The sequence below is a fragment of the Acetobacter okinawensis genome, from assembly GCF_002153655.1.
GTDB lineage: Bacteria > Pseudomonadota > Alphaproteobacteria > Acetobacterales > Acetobacteraceae > Acetobacter > Acetobacter okinawensis_A.
In genome coordinates this window covers 52,233-69,693 of the sequence record NZ_JOPJ01000007.1, presented here as the reverse complement: position 1 = coordinate 69,693, position 17,461 = coordinate 52,233, and the positions used below count along the sequence as shown (strand labels likewise).

The following is a 17,461-nucleotide window of genomic DNA, read 5'->3' as shown; positions in this document are numbered from 1 at the left end:
GCCCTTGCGCCGGTTGAGCCACCCCACGGCATGAACAGTCTGTGCGCTGCCCTGCGCCTTGCCCGGACCGAGCAGGTGGGTCCACGCACATGGCTCCGGCTGGTCACCCAGTATGGTACGCCAGCCGCAGCACTGGATGCCCTGCCGGGCCTACCCGCCAGAGGCCGCACACAGCCTGTTATTCCTCCACTGGACAGCATTAAGCGTGAGATTGACGCGACCCTTGCCATGGGCGGGCAGTTCCTGACCCTGCTGGACGCGGATTACCCACCCCTGCTGCGCCACATCCCTGATGCGCCGCCAGTCCTGAGTGTGCTGGGCAGCATAGCCTGCCTGCGCAAACCCGGCATTGGCATTGTAGGGGCACGCAATGCCTCGGCCCATGGGTTACGGCTGGCTGAAAGTCTTGCGACTGAACTATCCGACTCCGGATTGACCATTATTTCCGGCCTTGCCCGCGGGATTGATGCTGCTGCCCACAAGGGAGCACTGTACCGGCAGGGGCTGACCATTGCAGCCATTGCCGGTGGGCTGGACTGCCCTTACCCACCACAGAACGCCGCCCTACAGGACCATATTGCCAAAATGGGTGCGGTTGTAACCGAAGCCCCCCTTGGCACAGCCCCCCAAGGGCGCCATTTTCCGCGCCGTAACAGGCTTATTGCCGGGCTGGCCCTTGGCTGTGTTGTGGTGGAGGCGGCCCCCCATTCGGGCACACTCATTACCGCACGCATGGCCGCCGATTATGGGCGGGAGGTCTTTGCCGTACCCGGCTCTCCGCTCGACCCGCGTTGCCGGGGGAGCAATGACCTGCTGCGCAAAGGGGCCATACTGACCGAACGCGCCGCCGACATTCTGCCCCATATTGCACTCTTTGACCCCGAACAGGCCGTTGCGGAACAACACGACACAAAATCCACACCCGATCTGTTTGCCCCCTTACTGCCCTCCGCACCGCGTGGAGCAGAAGACAGAAATTTTAAAAATATAGATAAAAAACAATCAGTTAAAAGAAATACCCCTCTATTACCTGCCCCCCCGGCTACAGCCCTGGACCCCGCCCAACACCTGCTTGATCTTCTGTCCTTTACACCCATAGCTGTTGACGATCTTATAAGGCGCTGCCAGTTCTCGGCTTCTGCCGTTCTGGCCGCGCTCACCCAGCTTGAGCTGTCAGGTCAGGTAACCACCTATCAGGATGGTCGCGTTGGACTCACTAACGGGCAGGCAGAAACGAGTAGGTAAGTGCTGCTTCCGGGCAGGTCGGAGAGAGTATGACTGACGTTGTTGTGGTCGAGAGCCCAGCCAAGGCTAAAACGATCAACAAATATCTGGGCGATGGCTACACGGTGCTCGCATCATTTGGGCATGTGCGTGACCTTCCGCCCAAAGACGGCTCCGTTCTGCCTGATGATGGCTTTTCCATGAAATGGCAGGCCGATGAGCGCGGCACAAAGCAGGTTGCCGCCATCATCAAGGCGCTCAAGGGGGCAAAGCACCTCTACCTCGCCACTGACCCTGACAGAGAGGGGGAGGCCATTTCGTGGCATGTGCGCGCCATGCTGGAGGAGCGCAATGCGCTCAAAGGCGTGGACGTGCAGCGCGTTACCTTTAACGAGATTACCAAAAGCGCGATCAAACACGCCATGGCGCACCCGCGTGAGTTGGATATGCCGCTGATTGAGGCATATCTGGCCCGCCGTGCACTGGATTATCTGGTCGGCTTTACCCTCTCACCCGTATTGTGGCGCAAGCTGCCCGGCTCGCGCAGTGCGGGGCGTGTACAATCCGTAGCCCTACGCCTGATCTGTGAGCGTGAAGCCGAGATCGAGGTTTTTAAGCCACGGGAATACTGGAGCGTTACCGCCTCCCTGCTCACCCCTGCCAGCGCGCCCTTTACCGCGCGCCTGACGCATCTGAACGGCAAAAAGCTCGACCAGTTCGACCTTGGTACTGCCGAGCAGGCCGAGGCGGCCAAACGTGCGGTGGAAGCGGAGGATATGAGCGTCCGCTCCATTGAGCGGCGCAAGGTCCGGCGTAACCCGCAGCCACCCTTTACCACCTCCACCTTGCAGCAGGAGGCATCGCGCAAACTGGGCATGAGCGCACAGACCACCATGCGCACCGCCCAGCAGCTCTATGAAGGGATGGAACTGGGGGGAGAGACCGTTGGTCTGATCACCTATATGCGAACCGATGGCGTGACCATGGCGCAGGAGGCCGTGCAGGCCATTCGTGGCCATATTGGTAGCAAAATCGGCCCTGACTACGTGCCTGCCCAGCCACGCCACTACACATCCAAAGCCAAAAACGCGCAGGAAGCGCATGAGGCCATCCGCCCCACGGATATTTCGCGCACGCCCGAATCCATGGCCCGCTACCTCAACAACGACCAGCGCCGCCTGTACGAGCTGGTATGGAAGCGTGCTGTTGCCAGCCAGATGGAATCGGCAACGCTGGATCAGGTTGCGGTGGATATTGCTGGCCCCTCCGCACAGACCGTGCTGCGCGCCAATGGCTCGATTCTTACGTTTGACGGTTTTCTCAAGCTCTACCGCGAAGGACGCGATGATAGCGAGAAAGCCGCAGCCGACGACGATTCCCGCATGCTCCCCCCCATGCATGAGAAAGACCCGCTCAAGCGTGAGGGCGTGGAAGCCGAGCAGCACTTTACGCAGCCTCCACCACGCTACTCCGAAGCGTCTTTGGTCAAAAAAATGGAAGAGCTGGGCATTGGCCGCCCATCAACCTACGCCTCCATCCTGAGCGTGTTGCAGGACCGCAGCTACGTGCAGCTTGAAAACCGGCGCTTTGTCCCCGAGGCGCGCGGGCGGCTGGTAACGGCATTCCTTGTGTCCTTCTTCGAGCGGTATGTGGACACGGGCTTTACCGCCAGTCTGGAGGAACTGCTCGACGATATTTCAGACGGGCAGGCCAAGTGGAAGGAAGTTCTGGCCTCCTTCTGGCATGATTTTTCCAAGGCGGTGGGTGACACCAAGGAACTGACCATTACCGATGTGCTTAACGCATTGGACAAGGACCTTGGGCCATTCTTCTTCCCCCCCCGTGCGGATGGCTCAGACCCACGGCATTGCACGTCCTGTGGCACGGGCCGGCTTGGGCTCAAGCTCGGGCGTTATGGTGCGTTCATTGGCTGCTCCAACTACCCCGAATGCCAGTTTACCCGCAGGCTGACAGCCGACAGCGCTGAGGAAGGCGATGGCAGCTCTGCGCTCAAGGACGGCATGCGCCTGCTTGGCCAGCACCCCCAGACGGGTGAGGACATTACAGTCCGCCAAGGGCCGTGGGGGCTGTACGCGCAGCAGGGCGAGCCTGATCCTGCCGACAAAAAAGCCAAACCCCGCCGGGCCTCCCTGCCCAAAGGCATGGATGGCGCCAGCATTACGCTGGAGCAGGCCGTGGGTCTGCTCTCCCTCCCCCGCCTTGTGGGCCTGCACCCCGAAACGGGCGAACCCATAGAGGCCGGTCTGGGCCGGTTTGGGCCTTACGTTAAAATGGGCGCGGTCTATGGCTCGCTCGACAAGGATGATGATGTCCTGACCGTGGGGCTGAACCGGGCGGTGGATGCACTGGCCAAAAAACTGGCCTCCATCCGCAATCTGGGTAACCACCCCAAGGACGGCGAGCCGGTTATGGTGCGCAAAGGCCGGTTTGGACCTTACGCCCAGCATGGGCAGCTTGTAGCCACCCTGCCACGCGGCACGGATATGGACGCAGTCACGCTGGAAGAGGCCGTGGCCCTGCTGGCAGACAAAGGCAAACCGCTCAAAGCCAAAGCGGGGGCCAAAAAGGCCGCGACCAAGAAAAAAGCCGCCCCAAAAGCGGCTGCCAAAACCACCACCAAGGCTGCGACCAAAACAGCAACAAAAACGGCGGCAAAAAGCACAACCAAGGCAAAAGCCACACCAACTGCACAAGAGGACGCAGAACCCGCCAAGCCAAAAGCCCGTAAGGCCAGCACCACGACAACACGCAAAAAAAAGGCTGAATAACCCATGCCCGGCAGGTCTGAAGTTGCTGCCCTTCCTTCCAGCGCAGCACTTCGGGCCTTCCTGCTGGATGGAACGGCCCCTGTTGGACTGACGGATATTCTCCGGGCATTTGAACGCCCCATCCGTGACAAGGCCCGGCTCAAAGCCATACTACACGACATGGCCCTGAGCGGCGCGTTGCTGGACCTGCCAGCAAGCCGGCTCAAGGCCGCCATAGGCCTACCCGAAACTGCACGGGTCCGCGTAACCCACCTGCGTATGGACGGCACACCGTGCGGCGTTCTGGCAGACGACCCGGCGGCAACTCCTGTTGCCCTGACCACCCGCGCACCAGACCTGCCCTGCCCCATACCGGGGGATATGGTACTGGCCCGCTTACGCCCCGCATGTGGCACCCACCGCAGAGAGGCGCGGGCGGAGCACCTGCTGGTCCGCGTGGCAGAAAAGCAAGCATTCTCCCGCGCCATTGACCCGACTGGCACCCCCATGGAGCGGTTATGGGCCTGCAACCCCCAGATTGCCGGCACATTTGCACTCGCAACACCCGAGCACCATAGCCTGCCCGAACCCGGGGCGGTGGTCATGGGAACCTTGTGCACCATGCCCGACGGCACATTGGCCGTACACAACCCCGTAGCACACGGGCGGGCGGACACGCCGGGCATGGCCAGCCAGCTCAGCCTGCTCACACACGCCGCACCAACCGTTTTTTCCGATGCTGCCGAGCAGGAGGGACAGCGCGTGGCCGACTGCACAGCCGCCATGCAAGGTCAACCCGCCCCCGCAGACCGGCAGGACCTGCGCGCCCTGCCCCTGATCACGCTGGATGATGAAACCGCGCAGGACTTTGACGATGCCATATGGGCGGAACCCACCGACGCCGGGTTCCATCTCCTGATCGCCATTGCCGATGTCAGCCACGCCGTACCAGCCGGGTCCGCGCTGGACAGGGAGGCCCGGCTGCGTGGCACATCCATTTACCTGCCTGACCGCACAGTCCCCATGCTGCCGCCCAGCCTGTCGGCCAATGCCTGCTCGCTCCTGCCGGGTCAGGACAGGCTCTGCCTGTTTGCCGACATCCAGATCACGCATGAGGGAGAGGTACTGGCAGGCACAATCAAACGCGGCATCATGCGGAGTGCCGCCCGCCTGACTTACCATGATGCACAGGCCATGCTGGACGGCACCCTCCTGCCGCCCACGCATCCGGCGCACGCATTGCCCGCCACACTGCTGCAAACCCTCAGTGCCGCAGCCAGTGCTCTGGAAAAAGCCGCAACCAAACGCGCGCCCATGCGTTTGGATGAAGATGCCTGGGCCATCACCTTCCACCCCGATGGGCAGCCTGCTGCCTTTGTACCCCGCGAGCGCCTTGCAACCCACGACATGGTTGCCAGCTTTATGATCGCCGCAAACACGCTGGCCGCCAGTCTGGCGCATGAGCACCACCTGCCGATCCTGTACAGGGTGCATGCGGCTCCAACGACCGCACAGCCCCGCCCTGCCGCACGCTATTGCGCCACGGCAGGCCGCCATAACGGGCTTGGGCTACCGCTTTATACCCATTTTACCAGCCCCATCCGCCGCTATGCCGATCTGGTGGCGCACCGGGCCATCAGTGCATGGTGTGTTGGAAATACCACCGCTACTGTGGCCTGCGCGCCACCAGACATGCAGGATCGTACGTTGGCGTCGCACCTTAATTTTACCGAACGCAGGGCCGCCAGAAGTGCTCAGGACAGCCAAAATCGGCTGGCAGCGGCCTTTTTGCGCCCAGACATAGGGCAAAACGTGAACATCCATGTCACCACAACAACACGGCATGGCCTTTGCGTGCGATTGACGAAAACTGGAACTCCGTCTTTGCTGCCGTGGTCTGCTTTTCCGGATTACGCAAGGATGAATGACGACTCGCTGCACGGCAGCATTGCCGACCGCTACACGCCCCCTGTCCAGAACGGGGCTCTGCTTATGGCAGATCTGCTGGCAACCTGCCCGGCACGTGGCGTGTGCGTACTGGCGTCCTCCACCCATGCGTAATGACCTGCCTTTACGCGGCTACGTCCGTGCCATTGTGCAACACCAGTTGCACCTGCCCGGCGTTGTGCTGGCCATTCTGCTGCTGTGCCAGCCCACCACGCTGCATGCCCAGAGCAGCAGCGCGGCCCCTGTGCCCAGCCCCCCGCCAGCAACACCACAACCTGCCCCGGCCAGTGCCCCCGCCAGCGCACAGGTGCCTGCACCAGCCAGCATACCCGCTGGCACGGACGCAACCAGCACCACCCAGACGGGCAATAGTGCACCACCGCCTGTGCCCACGCCGCAACCACAGGCAGAGACTCCTGCCCCGCCCCCGGCACCTGTGGTGGACATGTCGCTTGTTCATTCGGTCATTACCACAGCACTGGAATTTCTGGGGCCACGCACCCTTGAGCCGCATAGCAGCCGGGACTTTACCCTATGGGGGCTGGGGTGCCTGAGCGCTCTGGACCCGACGCTGACCTTCGATTCCCGTGGAGCCAGCATTCAGTTGCTCGCAGGCCCGCAGCCCCTGCTCTCCCGCCCGGCTCCCCCAGCCGACAGCACGGAAGAGTGGGCCAGACTGGCCACCGATTTTTTAGAAGCCGCACGCGCCCATTCCGCTGCCGTACGCTCAGCCGGGCGCGATGATCTGTTGCAGGCTTTTTTTGACGAGCTGTTCAATCATCTGGACCCCTATTCGCGCTATATTGGCCCCTCATCAGCCAGCACCGACCGGGAAGCCCGGACCGGGGGCGAAGCAGATGCTGGCATTACGCTTGCCCAGAGCGGGCGCTACGTTGTGGTTTCCGCCATTAACGCCAATGGCCCTGCCTGGACCTCTGAAATTGATACAGGTGACCGGATTATCGCCGTCAACAACCAGTTGACGGCGGGCCAGTCAGCCGCAACCGTAACCGACTGGCTCCGTGGCCCAGAGGATAGCGCCCTTATCCTGCGCCTGCTCTCACCGGGGCGGCGGCGAGCACATACCGTTACCCTGCGGCGCGCCAAGGTTCCGCCGGAGACGGTGTTCGCCTTTGCTAGCGGGCCGATTGTTGTTCTCAAAGTCACCGCTTTTTCCTCCGACACGGCGGAGGAGATGAGCCAGTATCTGGATCAGGCCACGCAGGACAAAAACCTGCGCGGTCTTATTATTGACCTGCGCGGCAACCGGGGTGGTGTGCTGCAACAGGCAGTTACCGCCGCAGCCCTGCTGCTTGACCACGGCGTGGCCGCCGTAACAAGCGGGCGGGACCCGCAGTCCAACCACATCTGGGCGGTACAGGGGGGGGACATGACCAACGGCCTGCCTATTGCAGTTCTTGTGGATGGACGCACCGCCAGTGCGGCCGAAATTCTGGCAGCCGCTCTGGCTGACCACAGGCGCGCAGTTGTGATTGGCAGCGAAACACTGGGCAAAGGGCTGGTGCAAACCGTGGCCCAACTCCCCGACGAGGGCGAACTGTTTGTCACATGGAGCCGTGTAATAGCCCCGTTGCACTGGCCCTTGCAGGGACTTGGCGTCATGCCCCAGATCTGCACCAGTCTGGGCGAGGCCGATACAAACCACGCCCTGCACATGCTCGCCAGTGGCAAGCTGGCCAATCAGGCAGCCATTACCGCCTCCCGCGCGGCACGCTACCCGCTCACTGTTCCCAGTATTCTGGCCATTCGCAAGGCATGCCCTGCGGCCTTGGGCAATGACCGGGATGTCAGCGTTGCGCGTGAGCTTATCAACCACCCTGCGTGGTACAAAACCGCCACGACCGCCATACCCGACGACGTGGCCTCCGTCCCGCAGGTGTCTGCCGCGCCATGAGTTCGGACACACCTCCGCGCCTGCGCACCGACCTTGTTGCCCGCGCACTGCTGCGCCAGTCCGGGCTGGATGGCCGCTCAGCCATGCTGCTGCGCAAGGGAGACCCCGATGCAGGGGGGATTCTGGTTGTGCTGGCCGGGCGTAATGGGGAGGGTATTGTTCTCTCCCAGACCCGTACGGATGCGGGAGAACCCGCCTGGCGACGCGGAACAGGCACAGACCCGGTCCCACCTGAGCAGATTCAGACCTACATTGACCGCCAGCTCCAGTACGACCCTGACTTATGGGTGCTGGAAATTGAAACCACGGACTTCAGCCCTCCGTTTGAAGCAATACTGATCTGACAAGAAAGGCAGGTATTGTGGCTTAACCCACACGCCTGCGGTATTTATGACGCATAAAATCCATATCTTTGGGAAAACTCTGGCTTCTGCCTGTTGCGTCATACACAACTTTACAGCAAAGAAGGCAGGCATGTGTGCCCTCGTACCATCAGACGCCATACGTGATGTATCGCACAACCTTTGCCACAGCAGGGAGAAGACCATGAAGCCGCGCCAGATACTGCTTGCGCAAACGCTGCTTTCTGCGCCGCTTGCGGCTGGCCTCCTGCTGTCCGCCGTTATTGCGCATGCGCAGCCCGTTCAGGGCCTGTATATTGCCGGAGAAGGCGGTGCATCCCTTAATCAGGACCAGCGGGTCAAAAGCTCGGCCAACTTCCCCGATGGCCGGGACCGCTGGAAGACAGGCGCTGTGGGAATCGGCTCTGTCGGCTGGGGGCTTGGCAATGGTTTCCGTGTTGAAGTCGAAGGCGACTACCGCAACATGGGTTATAACCGTCTTGTGACCAACACCATGACCACAAAAGGGGATGGCCGACGCCAGACCTATGGCGTGATGGTCAATGCCCTGTTTGATCTGGATATCGGCAAGCCATGGCTGTTCCCTTATTTTGGGGCAGGTGTCGGCTATGGCTGGACATCCACCACGGCCTCTCTGGTCGGGCATAACGCAGCGGGTGGCACCACAACGCAGCGTATGGGCGGTACGTACGGCAACGCGACCTATCAGGGTATCTTTGGTCTGTCCTTCCCCGTTCCCTGGGTTGTTGGCCTGTCCGCCACAGCGGAATACCGCTTCTGGACCATGTTTGGCCCGCAGTCCCATGGTGTGACCTCCACCGGGGATATTGGCGGCACCACAGCGGCCGCTGCGGGCGTGTCCTCCACCATGAGCGGCACCCACAAGACCGTAACAGACTTCAACCACTCCATGATGCTGGGTCTGCGCTACGAGTTTAATCCGGCACCGCCCCCGCCTCCCCCGGTTACCAATGCCGTTGCCCCTGCCCCGCAGGCCGCACGCAGCTATCTTGTATTCTTTGACTGGGATAAGGCCGACCTGACCGACAGGGCGCGTTCCATTGTCAACGAGGCAGCACAGGCTGCAGCGCATGTGGCGCTGACCCGCATCACCGTTTCGGGCTACACGGACAGCTCCTCCGCACATCCCGGCCAAAAGGCAGGCGAAGAGTATAACATGAAGCTCTCGCTCCGCCGCGCAACGGTTGTTAAGGCCGAACTGATGCGTGATGGCATTGCAGGTTCCACCATTGATATTCATGGTTATGGGGAGACACACCCGCTGGTGCAGACTGCCCCCAACACCAAGGAAGCCCAGAATCGACGGGTGGAAATTATCTTCCGCTAACTGGCAGCTTTTCAGCCTGCCCAAAAAAGCCCGCCCTTTGGAGGCGGGCTTTTTTTATGCGCGGCAAACCCCTGCGGGTGAGCTGCCTTACAGGCCGGAAAAAAGAGAGGTGGACAGGTAACGCTCTGCAAAAGACGGAGCAATGGCCACAATGGTTTTGCCTGCATTTTCTTTCTTCTTGGCCAGCAGCAAGGCTGCATGGAGTGCGGCCCCAGAAGAAATACCAACAGGAATACCATCTATCCGCGCGCAGCGTCTGGCCGCGGCAATGGCCTCGCGCTCAGAGACGGTCAGAACCCCATCCAGAGATTTGACATGCAGGGTTGCGGGGCAAAAGCCCGGACCAATGCCCTGAATACCGTGTGGGCCGGGTTCATCCCCGTTCAAAATCGCGCTTTCGGCCGGTTCCACACCAAACACCTGTATGCCCTTGCGGCGGGGTTTGAGCGATTCTGCAATGCCTGTAGCGGTACCGCCAGTGCCTACACCCGCAACAACAATATCGACCTTGCCTTGGGTATCGGCCCAGATTTCCTCCGCTGTGGTGGCGGCATGTACAGCGGGGTTGGCCGGGTTATCAAACTGGTCGGGCATCCACGCATCCGGTGTTTCCGCCAGAATTTCGTTTGCGCGGGCAATGGCGCCTGCCATGCCAAGGCGTGCGGGGGTCAGTTCCACCTGTGCATCCATCAGCCGCACCATGCGCCGCCGCTCAATGGATGCGCCCTCTGGCATGGTGACAATCAGCCTGTACCCACGGGCCGCAGCAACAAAAGCAAGAGAAATACCGGTATTGCCCGATGTTGGTTCCACCAGCAGGGTGCGCCCGGGCACAATCTTCCCCCTACGTTCGGCATCAAGCACCATGGCCGTGCCGATTCGGTCCTTGACCGAGCCAAGAGGGTTAAAGAACTCAAGCTTGAGCAGCACGCGGCTTTTCAATTGATCTTCTTGGGCAATACGCGGCAGGGCGACCAGAGGCGTTCCACCCACCACATTCAAAACCGAGTCGTAAACTCTCCCACGAGGCGCTGCAAAGCCGTATTCCTCGTTATCGTGCGTTGTTGATGGCATTTGGTCCCTACCTGAACTGTTTATATGTTCAACTGCCTTATAATACGAATTTCCAACGTAGATAAACAGGCATTCCCCTGCTATAAAGCACTCAACACAGCAAGGCTGGCACAGCATGGGCCAGACCGTAAGCCAAGCAGGAAGGACTTCGTGCATGATTCTCCGCCGTGACAGAGCAATGACCGCTGTTCTCATCATGCTGGACGTGGCTTTCCATGCCGGACGCTCCAATGCAGTCAGTGCTGCGGATATTGCCGAACGGTCCGGCCTGGCCCGCCGGGGGATTGAACCGCTCCTCCAAGCCCTCTCACGCTCAGGGTTGCTCGAAAGTATTCGTGGCCCCCGTGGTGGTTACCGGCTAGGCCGCCCACGGCGTGATGTGTCGCTGATCAATATTATTGAAGCCGTTCTCAACGACGACCCCGAGAGCAGCGATGGCCCGCAGGGACCACTCTTCCACAAAGTCATTGAGCCCTGTTGGGGTGGGTTTGACACCGAACTGACCGAGCAGATGCGCCAGACCACGCTGGACGAACTGGTCCGTCAGGCAGAAGAGGCCGGGCTCAAGCGCCCGCAGAGCGAACCCATTACTTTTTCCATCTGAGTTATTCGCCCCGCTCCAGCCGGTCTGGGGCAGGCAAAAAAAGAGCGGCGCCGTATGCCACGGTGCCGCTCTTTTTTTACAAACTGTGTGACCTGCTCAGTTCTTGCTGGTCTTGGCCGGACGTGCCGCCCGCTTGGTAGCGGTTTTCTTTTCCGGTGCGGCAGGAACGGGCGCCGTGACCGCAGGGCGTGGGATATACACACCCGTAGCATCAACCTGCGCGGTAACGGTCAGGCGGGTACGCTGCTGGCCGGGACCGGGGATAAGAATAACCGTAAACTTGTCCTGCCCGGCATAACCGAGTGTAGGCGTGTAGGTTACGTGTGTATCGTTATCCAGCGAGTAAAGGAACGCCTTGCCATGCTCGGGAGCGGGCGCCACTCCAAAGGACATGTAAGGCTTGCCATCGGGCTGGGAGACAAGCACCTCGCACAGCCCGTCATCCGAGCGGACCGTCATGGTAGTGGAAAGCTGGCCGTCGGCCTCTTTCTTGATAGGGGTTGTGCTGCACACGGCAGACTTTTTGAGATACCCAAACGGATTGGGAGATCCGACATGGACAGGGCCCACGGTTGTCGCGCAGCCGGCAAGCATGCCAGCAGTTAGCGTCAGCCCGGCAATTCCTCGTAAGCGCACTCCACAGCTCCGCTTCATTCCTGTTAATACAACCATAAACCCGGTACGTTCCATTCCGTAGCGCACTCACGGGAACACCCCGTAATAACACGCCACAGGACCGCATGGGTCGTCCCTGCCTTTAAATCATCCCGCAGCAGGAAGGAAGAGGCAGCGCTCGCACCTTTTGGCACCCCTGCCTCTCTGTTTCCAGACAGGTCGCGGCAAAAACAGGATTTTGCCACAACACAACTCCACGATCAGCAGGGGGAAAAAGGCCATGTATGCATAATACGGCCATGTGCCCCCCTCCCCGGAAATGACGGTATGACAAATTAGGCCGTTCCTTTCCTGCACGAATAGGCTATTGCGTTCAGCAGCATCTGTCGGAGGTCCTACCGTATGTTCCTTTCCCGTCTTCTTGCCGCGGGTGTTCTTACCGCGGGCATTCTGCATAGTTCCGTTACTTTTGCCGCAAGTCCCTGCGGCCATTCCCCCGCGCATGAAGCCTTCAACGTGCAGGGGCTCAAAAGCGAGCTGATGGTAACCGCTCTCTCGTGCAGTGCGCAGGACCGCTACAATGCGTTTGTAGCCAAGTTCCGCACCGTGCTGCTCAACGAGGAAGACAAGCTGAATGGCTACTTCCGCTCCACCTTTGGCCGGAGCGCACAGCGTGAGCATGATGACTACATCACCCAGCTTGCCAATGTGCAGTCCGAGCGTGGCCTGCAATCAGGCACCATCTTCTGCCAGCAGCGCATGGCCATGTTTGATGAGGTGAATGCACTGGATACCGGGGAAGACCTCTCCAATTATTCCGATGCCAAGGATGTCACCCAGCCTGCATCGTTTGAAAGCTGCGCAGCCCCCACCACCACACGCGCACCAGTCCGCCGCCGGGCAGCCCACAAAGGCGCGTAATGACAGGCGACCACAGGCGGCATGCCGGGCTTTTAACGCTCAGGCCGCCTCTGGTGCTTGACGAATCAACGCCAAAGCGGGACAGACTTCCCGCATGAGCGATCTGTTTTCCGCCCCCACACCGCCCCGCAAACCCGCCAGCACAGCAGCCCGCCCAAAAGGGCAGGAGGCCGAGGCGTATGACGCCAGCGCCATTGAGGTGCTGGAAGGGCTGGAACCAGTCCGCCGCAGGCCGGGGATGTATATTGGTGGAACAGATGAAGGTGCTCTGCACCATCTGGCCGCCGAAATTCTGGATAACGCAATGGATGAGGCCGTGGCAGGCCACGCCAACACCATTGACGTACATCTGGCTCCCGGCAACCGGCTTGCCATACGCGACAACGGGCGGGGGATTCCCGTAGACCCGCACCCGCGTTTTCCCGACCGTTCCGCGCTGGAAGTCATCCTGACCACCCTGCACGCAGGCGGCAAGTTTTCGGGCAAGGCCTATGCGACCTCGGGCGGTCTGCATGGCGTGGGGTCATCCGTGGTCAATGCCCTCTCCTCTCGCATGGATGTGGAAATCGCGCGTGACCGCACCTTGTGGCAGCAGTCCTACGAGCGGGGCAAACCCGTAACCGCGCTGGAAAAAGCAGGGGCAGCCCCAAACAGGCGCGGCACCCAGATTACTTTTCAGCCCGACCCGGAAATTTTTGGCACGCATGTTTTTGTGCCCGCACGCCTGTACAAGCTGTGCCGCTCCAAAGCTTTTCTGTTCCGTGGGGTAACCATCCGCTGGTCCTGCGACTCCTCCCTAATCAAGGCTGGGGATGACACGCCAGCAGAAGCTGTTCTGCACTTCCCCGGTGGGCTGGCCGACAGTCTGGCTGATGAGCTTGGCCCCAACGCCCCCCTGCTGACCCCCTTCTGGTCGGGGGAAGCCCCACTGCCCCCTCAGGCGGACGGGACGGATAACGGCAAGGTGGAATGGGCTGTCGCTTTTTTGGAGAGCGGCCCGGCATCGCTGATCTCCTACTGCAACACTATTCCGACTCCACTTGGCGGCACGCATGAGACCGGGTTCCGCAATGCGCTACTCAAGGGCTTGCGCGCATGGGGGGACCAGCGGTCCATAAAAAAAGCGGCCAGCATTACCGCCGAGGACATTCTGGGCATGATTGCCGCCCGCCTGTCCGCCTTTATCCGCGACCCGCAGTTTCAGGGCCAGACAAAAGAAAAACTGACGACGGCAGAAGCCAGCAAACTGCTAGAGACTGCCTTGCGAGACCGCTTTGACCACTGGCTTGCCCAAAACCCGCCACAGGCGGACTCGCTACTCAGCTTTGCCATTGACCGGGCAGAAGAACGCCTGCGCCGCCGCGAGCTCAAGGACACACCGCGTAAAAGTGCCACCCGCCGCCTGCGCCTACCCGGCAAGCTGACCGACTGCACAAAAGAGCACGCCCCCGACACCGAAATTTTTCTGGTGGAAGGGGACTCGGCAGGCGGGTCTGCCAAACAGGCCCGCAACCGCGAAACACAGGCCGTGCTCCCCCTACGCGGCAAAATTCTGAACGTGGCCAGCGCCACAACGGAAAAGCTGCGCGCCAATCAGGAACTCCGTGACCTGATTGAAGCACTGGGCTGTGGGTCGGGTGAGCGATTCGATCTGACCAAACTGCGTTATGGCCGCGTCATTATCATGACCGATGCAGACGTGGATGGAGCGCATATTGCATCGCTCCTCATGACGTTTTTCTACCGCGAACTCCCCGAGCTTATTCGCAACGGGCATCTGTATCTGGCGCAGCCTCCCCTGTACCGCCTGACACAGGGCGCGCACAGCGTGTACGCCATGGACGATGCGGACCGCGAACGCAAAATGACCGCACTGAGCAAAAAACGCGGCAAAATTGACGTTTCCCGCTTTAAAGGGTTGGGGGAAATGCCCCCGGCGGACCTGAAGGAAACCACAATGGACCCGCGCAGCCGCACCCTGCTGCGCGTTATTGCCCCGCCAGAAGACCGGCTGAGCACGCGCGAGCGGGTGGAAAGTCTGATGGGCCGCAAACCCGAACTCCGGTTTGCCTTTATTCAGGAACATGCCCGCTCGGTTGATGAACTGCTGGATATCTGACCCACCAGCCTATAGCCTTCGGTTCCGCCACGCACAGGGCCATAAAGTGAGCCGTTCATGAGCACTGCTGTTTTTTCGGCACGGGAGCGTTTTACAGCACTCGTGCAGGTTGTAGGTGGCATGCTCTGCCTGCAGTTTGGCTCCTCCTACGCCAAAATGCTGTTCCCCACTTTTGGGGCTGCGGGCATGGTGGGGCTGCGCACTTTTTTTGCCGCCATTATGCTCATGCTGTTTTTTCGCTCGTGGCACAGCCTGTCACGCAGGGTGCTCTGGCTGGTTCTGCCCTATGGGCTGTCGCTGGCGGCGATGAACTATTTTTTCTACCTCTCGCTAGGGCGGTTGCCATTGGGCACGACCGTAGCACTCGAATTTACCGGCCCGCTGGCCCTGTCCTTTATCCATACCCGCCGCTGGACCGATGTGGTGTGGACCAGCCTGACCGTGCTGGGGCTTGTGCTGCTGCTGCGCCCCGAATCTGCTGTACGGCCAGACCCCATTGGCATTGTCTTTGCCCTGCTGGCAGCCCTGTGCTGGGCGCTGTATATTATTTTTGCGCGCAACATTGCCGGTAAGCTCCCATCCGGGCAGGCATGTTCGCTTGGTATGCTGTGCGGGGGAGCCGCTGTTTTTATGCCCTGCACCATCCCTGCCCTTTGGGTGGGCATACAGGCCCCGCTGCTGCTGGGTGTGAGCGTTATTGTTGCACTCTGCTCGTCCGCCCTGCCTTACACGCTGGAAATGCAGGCGATGCAAAAACTCTCGGCCCGTGAATTTGGCGTGCTGTGCAGCCTCGAACCCGTTTCCGCCTCGCTAGCAGGCGCAATACTGCTGCACGAGGCACCGTCCCTGCTGCGTTTATGCGGTATTTTATGTGTTGTTCTGGCGTCTGTGGGTACCGTGCTTATGCCCCAACGGACCAAAGCCACAGCACCCGACGGACCGGCCCTTCCCGAGTAGTAACGGGGGCTTGCCCCGTTACGCCGCCCTTACCTGCTGGCCAGATGCAGCACCGTGTCATGCACGGAAGAAGAGGCCACGTTGACCGTGTCGCCATGCACGGCCTGCATGATCATGGGGTCAAAAAGCCGGGTGAAGGTACCGGGGTGCACCCCCATCCACACTGTTACCACGGCCAGCGGCGCAAGCACGGCAAGTTCCCCCACGGTCAGGTCACGGAGCAGGCCCACTGTGCCGCGCACGCTGCCAAACAGAACGCGCCGATAAAGCGAGAGCATGTAAACCGCGCCCATAATCATGGTGCCACCAGCCAGCAACGCCACCCAGATGGACACATGCACTGCCCCCATAAGCACCAGCAGTTCGCCCACAAAGGCCCCTGTGCCCGGCAACCCCACATTGGCCATGGTGAACAGCATGGCCAGCAGAGCCAGCACTGGCATTTGCCGCGCAACCCCACCCAGTGCATCAATATCGCGCGTTTCCGCCCGCCATGCCACAGCCGCCACACAGAAGAACAGGGCCGCGATCACCACACCGTGGGAGAGCATCTGAAAGATGGCGCCATCAATCCCCTCGGCTGTGAGTGTAAACAGCCCCACCGCAATCATGCCCATGTGGGAGAAGGAGGAATAGGCGATAAGGCGCTTCATATCCGTCTGGGCAAAGGCCACAAAGGCTGCGTACAGAATGGCCACAACACCCAGTGCCAGCACATAGGGAGCAAATGTACGCACTGCATCGGGGAACATGAGCACCCCAAAACGCAGCAACCCGTAAGCTCCTGTTTTGGACAGAACGCCCGACAACATGGCCGAGGCAGGAGTTGGGGCCTCCGTATAAGCATCGGGTAACCAGGCGTGGAGCGGAAAAAGCGGGAGTTTGACGCCAAAAGCCAGCAGAAAGGCCAAAAGCAGCCAGCCCTGCAGCGAGTGGGAAAAACCAGCATGCATTAACGCGGGAATATCAGTCGTACCCGCATGCAGCCACATGGTAATCAGCCCGACCAGCATGAACAGCGAGCCGCCAAAGGTAAACAGGAAGAACTGCAACGATGCCCAGACCCGCCGGCTGCCCCCCCATATACCAATCATCAGGCTGCCCGGAATAAGCGTTGCCTCGTAAAAGACGTAAAACAGCACCAGGTCCTGCGCGGAGAACAGGCCAAACAGGGCAGTTTCAAGCAGCAGCATGGCCGCCACAAAATCCCGCCCCTGTGTTTGCACGCTGCGCCAGCCCGCCCCCAGCGCCAATGGCGTAAGGAAAGCCGTCAGCAGAATAAAGACCAGACTGATCCCATCCACCCCGGTATGGTAAGAAATACCGTAGTCGGACAGCCAGTTCAGCCGCGTTTCAAATTGCAGGCCGGGCTGGTTCGGGTCAAAACCGACCCACATCAACACGCTCAACCCAAATGTCAGGAGCGTTGTCCACAGCCCCAGCCAGCGGGCAGTACGGTCCCGCTCCGGCCCTTGACCGGGACAGAGAAAGGCCGCAACCGCGCCTGCAAGAGGAAGATAGGTTACCAGCGAAAGCAGGATTGGCTGCACGGCTTCTCACCATCCGGGTTTAATGACACTTTTTTAAGAGTGCGCCTTTTTACCGCA

At 60.5% G+C, this 17,461-nt stretch carries 13 protein-coding genes; 10 read left to right on the top strand and 3 right to left on the bottom strand.

The window, feature by feature from the left end:
- The first annotated feature begins 30 nt into the window (after positions 1-30).
- The 6 genes from dprA to HK26_RS05190 all read left to right on the top strand — a co-directional run bounded on the left by dprA (position 31) and on the right by HK26_RS05190 (position 9,564).
- A complete protein-coding gene (gene dprA, locus HK26_RS05215; RefSeq protein ID WP_086638804.1) occupies positions 31-1,245 on the top strand; it encodes a DNA-processing protein DprA in 1,215 nt (404 codons plus the stop codon).
- Between the two features lie 29 nt (positions 1,246-1,274).
- Positions 1,275-4,013 carry a type I DNA topoisomerase gene (gene topA, locus HK26_RS05210; RefSeq protein WP_086638803.1) on the top strand — a complete coding sequence of 913 codons (2,739 nt, stop codon included), beginning with the start codon at positions 1,275-1,277 and terminating at the stop codon, positions 4,011-4,013.
- Positions 4,014-4,016: 3 nt separating this feature from the next.
- Positions 4,017-6,053 carry an RNB domain-containing ribonuclease gene (locus HK26_RS05205; protein WP_086638802.1) on the top strand — a complete coding sequence of 679 codons (2,037 nt, stop codon included), beginning with the start codon at positions 4,017-4,019 and terminating at the stop codon, positions 6,051-6,053.
- Positions 6,046-7,854, top strand: coding sequence for a S41 family peptidase (locus HK26_RS05200; protein WP_086638801.1), 1,809 nt, complete (start codon positions 6,046-6,048; stop codon positions 7,852-7,854). Before HK26_RS05205 ends, HK26_RS05200 begins: the two co-directional genes overlap by 8 nt.
- Positions 7,851-8,198 carry a DUF1491 family protein gene (locus tag HK26_RS05195; RefSeq protein WP_086638800.1) on the top strand — a complete coding sequence of 116 codons (348 nt, stop codon included), beginning with the start codon at positions 7,851-7,853 and terminating at the stop codon, positions 8,196-8,198. The genes HK26_RS05200 and HK26_RS05195 overlap by 4 nt, the downstream gene beginning before the upstream one ends.
- A 130-nt stretch (positions 8,199-8,328) precedes the next feature.
- Complete coding sequence (locus HK26_RS05190) at positions 8,329-9,564, top strand: OmpA family protein (RefSeq protein WP_180539326.1); 1,236 nt, start codon at positions 8,329-8,331, stop codon at positions 9,562-9,564.
- A gap of 87 nt (positions 9,565-9,651) precedes the next feature.
- On the opposite strand, the gene cysK is transcribed toward HK26_RS05190, so the two are convergent.
- The gene (gene cysK, locus HK26_RS05185) at positions 9,652-10,638 is read right to left on the bottom strand and encodes a cysteine synthase A (RefSeq protein ID WP_086638798.1); all 987 of its coding nucleotides are present in this window, start codon (positions 10,636-10,638) and stop codon (positions 9,652-9,654) included.
- A gap of 154 nt (positions 10,639-10,792) precedes the next feature.
- Between cysK and HK26_RS05180 the strand changes: the two genes are divergently transcribed.
- Positions 10,793-11,242 carry an RrF2 family transcriptional regulator gene (locus tag HK26_RS05180; protein ID WP_086638797.1) on the top strand — a complete coding sequence of 150 codons (450 nt, stop codon included), beginning with the start codon at positions 10,793-10,795 and terminating at the stop codon, positions 11,240-11,242.
- A gap of 96 nt (positions 11,243-11,338) precedes the next feature.
- Here the strand turns inward: HK26_RS05180 and HK26_RS05175 are convergent, their stop codons facing one another.
- Positions 11,339-11,878: an Ig-like domain-containing protein gene (locus tag HK26_RS05175; RefSeq protein ID WP_086638796.1), complete on the bottom strand. Its 540-nt coding sequence runs from the start codon at positions 11,876-11,878 to the stop codon at positions 11,339-11,341.
- A 381-nt stretch (positions 11,879-12,259) separates the two neighbouring features.
- Here HK26_RS05175 and HK26_RS05170 point away from each other — a divergent pair, with 381 nt between their 5' ends.
- From HK26_RS05170 to HK26_RS05160, 3 genes are all read left to right on the top strand, one after another.
- Complete coding sequence (locus tag HK26_RS05170) at positions 12,260-12,778, top strand: hypothetical protein (protein ID WP_086638795.1); 519 nt, start codon at positions 12,260-12,262, stop codon at positions 12,776-12,778.
- Between the two features lie 94 nt (positions 12,779-12,872).
- Complete coding sequence (parE, locus tag HK26_RS05165) at positions 12,873-14,897, top strand: DNA topoisomerase IV subunit B (protein ID WP_086638794.1); 2,025 nt, start codon at positions 12,873-12,875, stop codon at positions 14,895-14,897.
- A gap of 57 nt (positions 14,898-14,954) precedes the next feature.
- Positions 14,955-15,854, top strand: a complete 900-nt coding sequence (locus tag HK26_RS05160) for an EamA family transporter (protein ID WP_086638793.1) — start codon at positions 14,955-14,957, stop codon at positions 15,852-15,854.
- 29 nt (positions 15,855-15,883) lie between these two features.
- On the opposite strand, the gene HK26_RS05155 is transcribed toward HK26_RS05160, so the two are convergent.
- Entirely contained in the window at positions 15,884-17,404 is a 1,521-nt protein-coding gene (locus tag HK26_RS05155) for a complex I subunit 4 family protein (protein ID WP_086638792.1), read from the bottom strand.
- Positions 17,405-17,461: the final 57 nt, after the last annotated feature.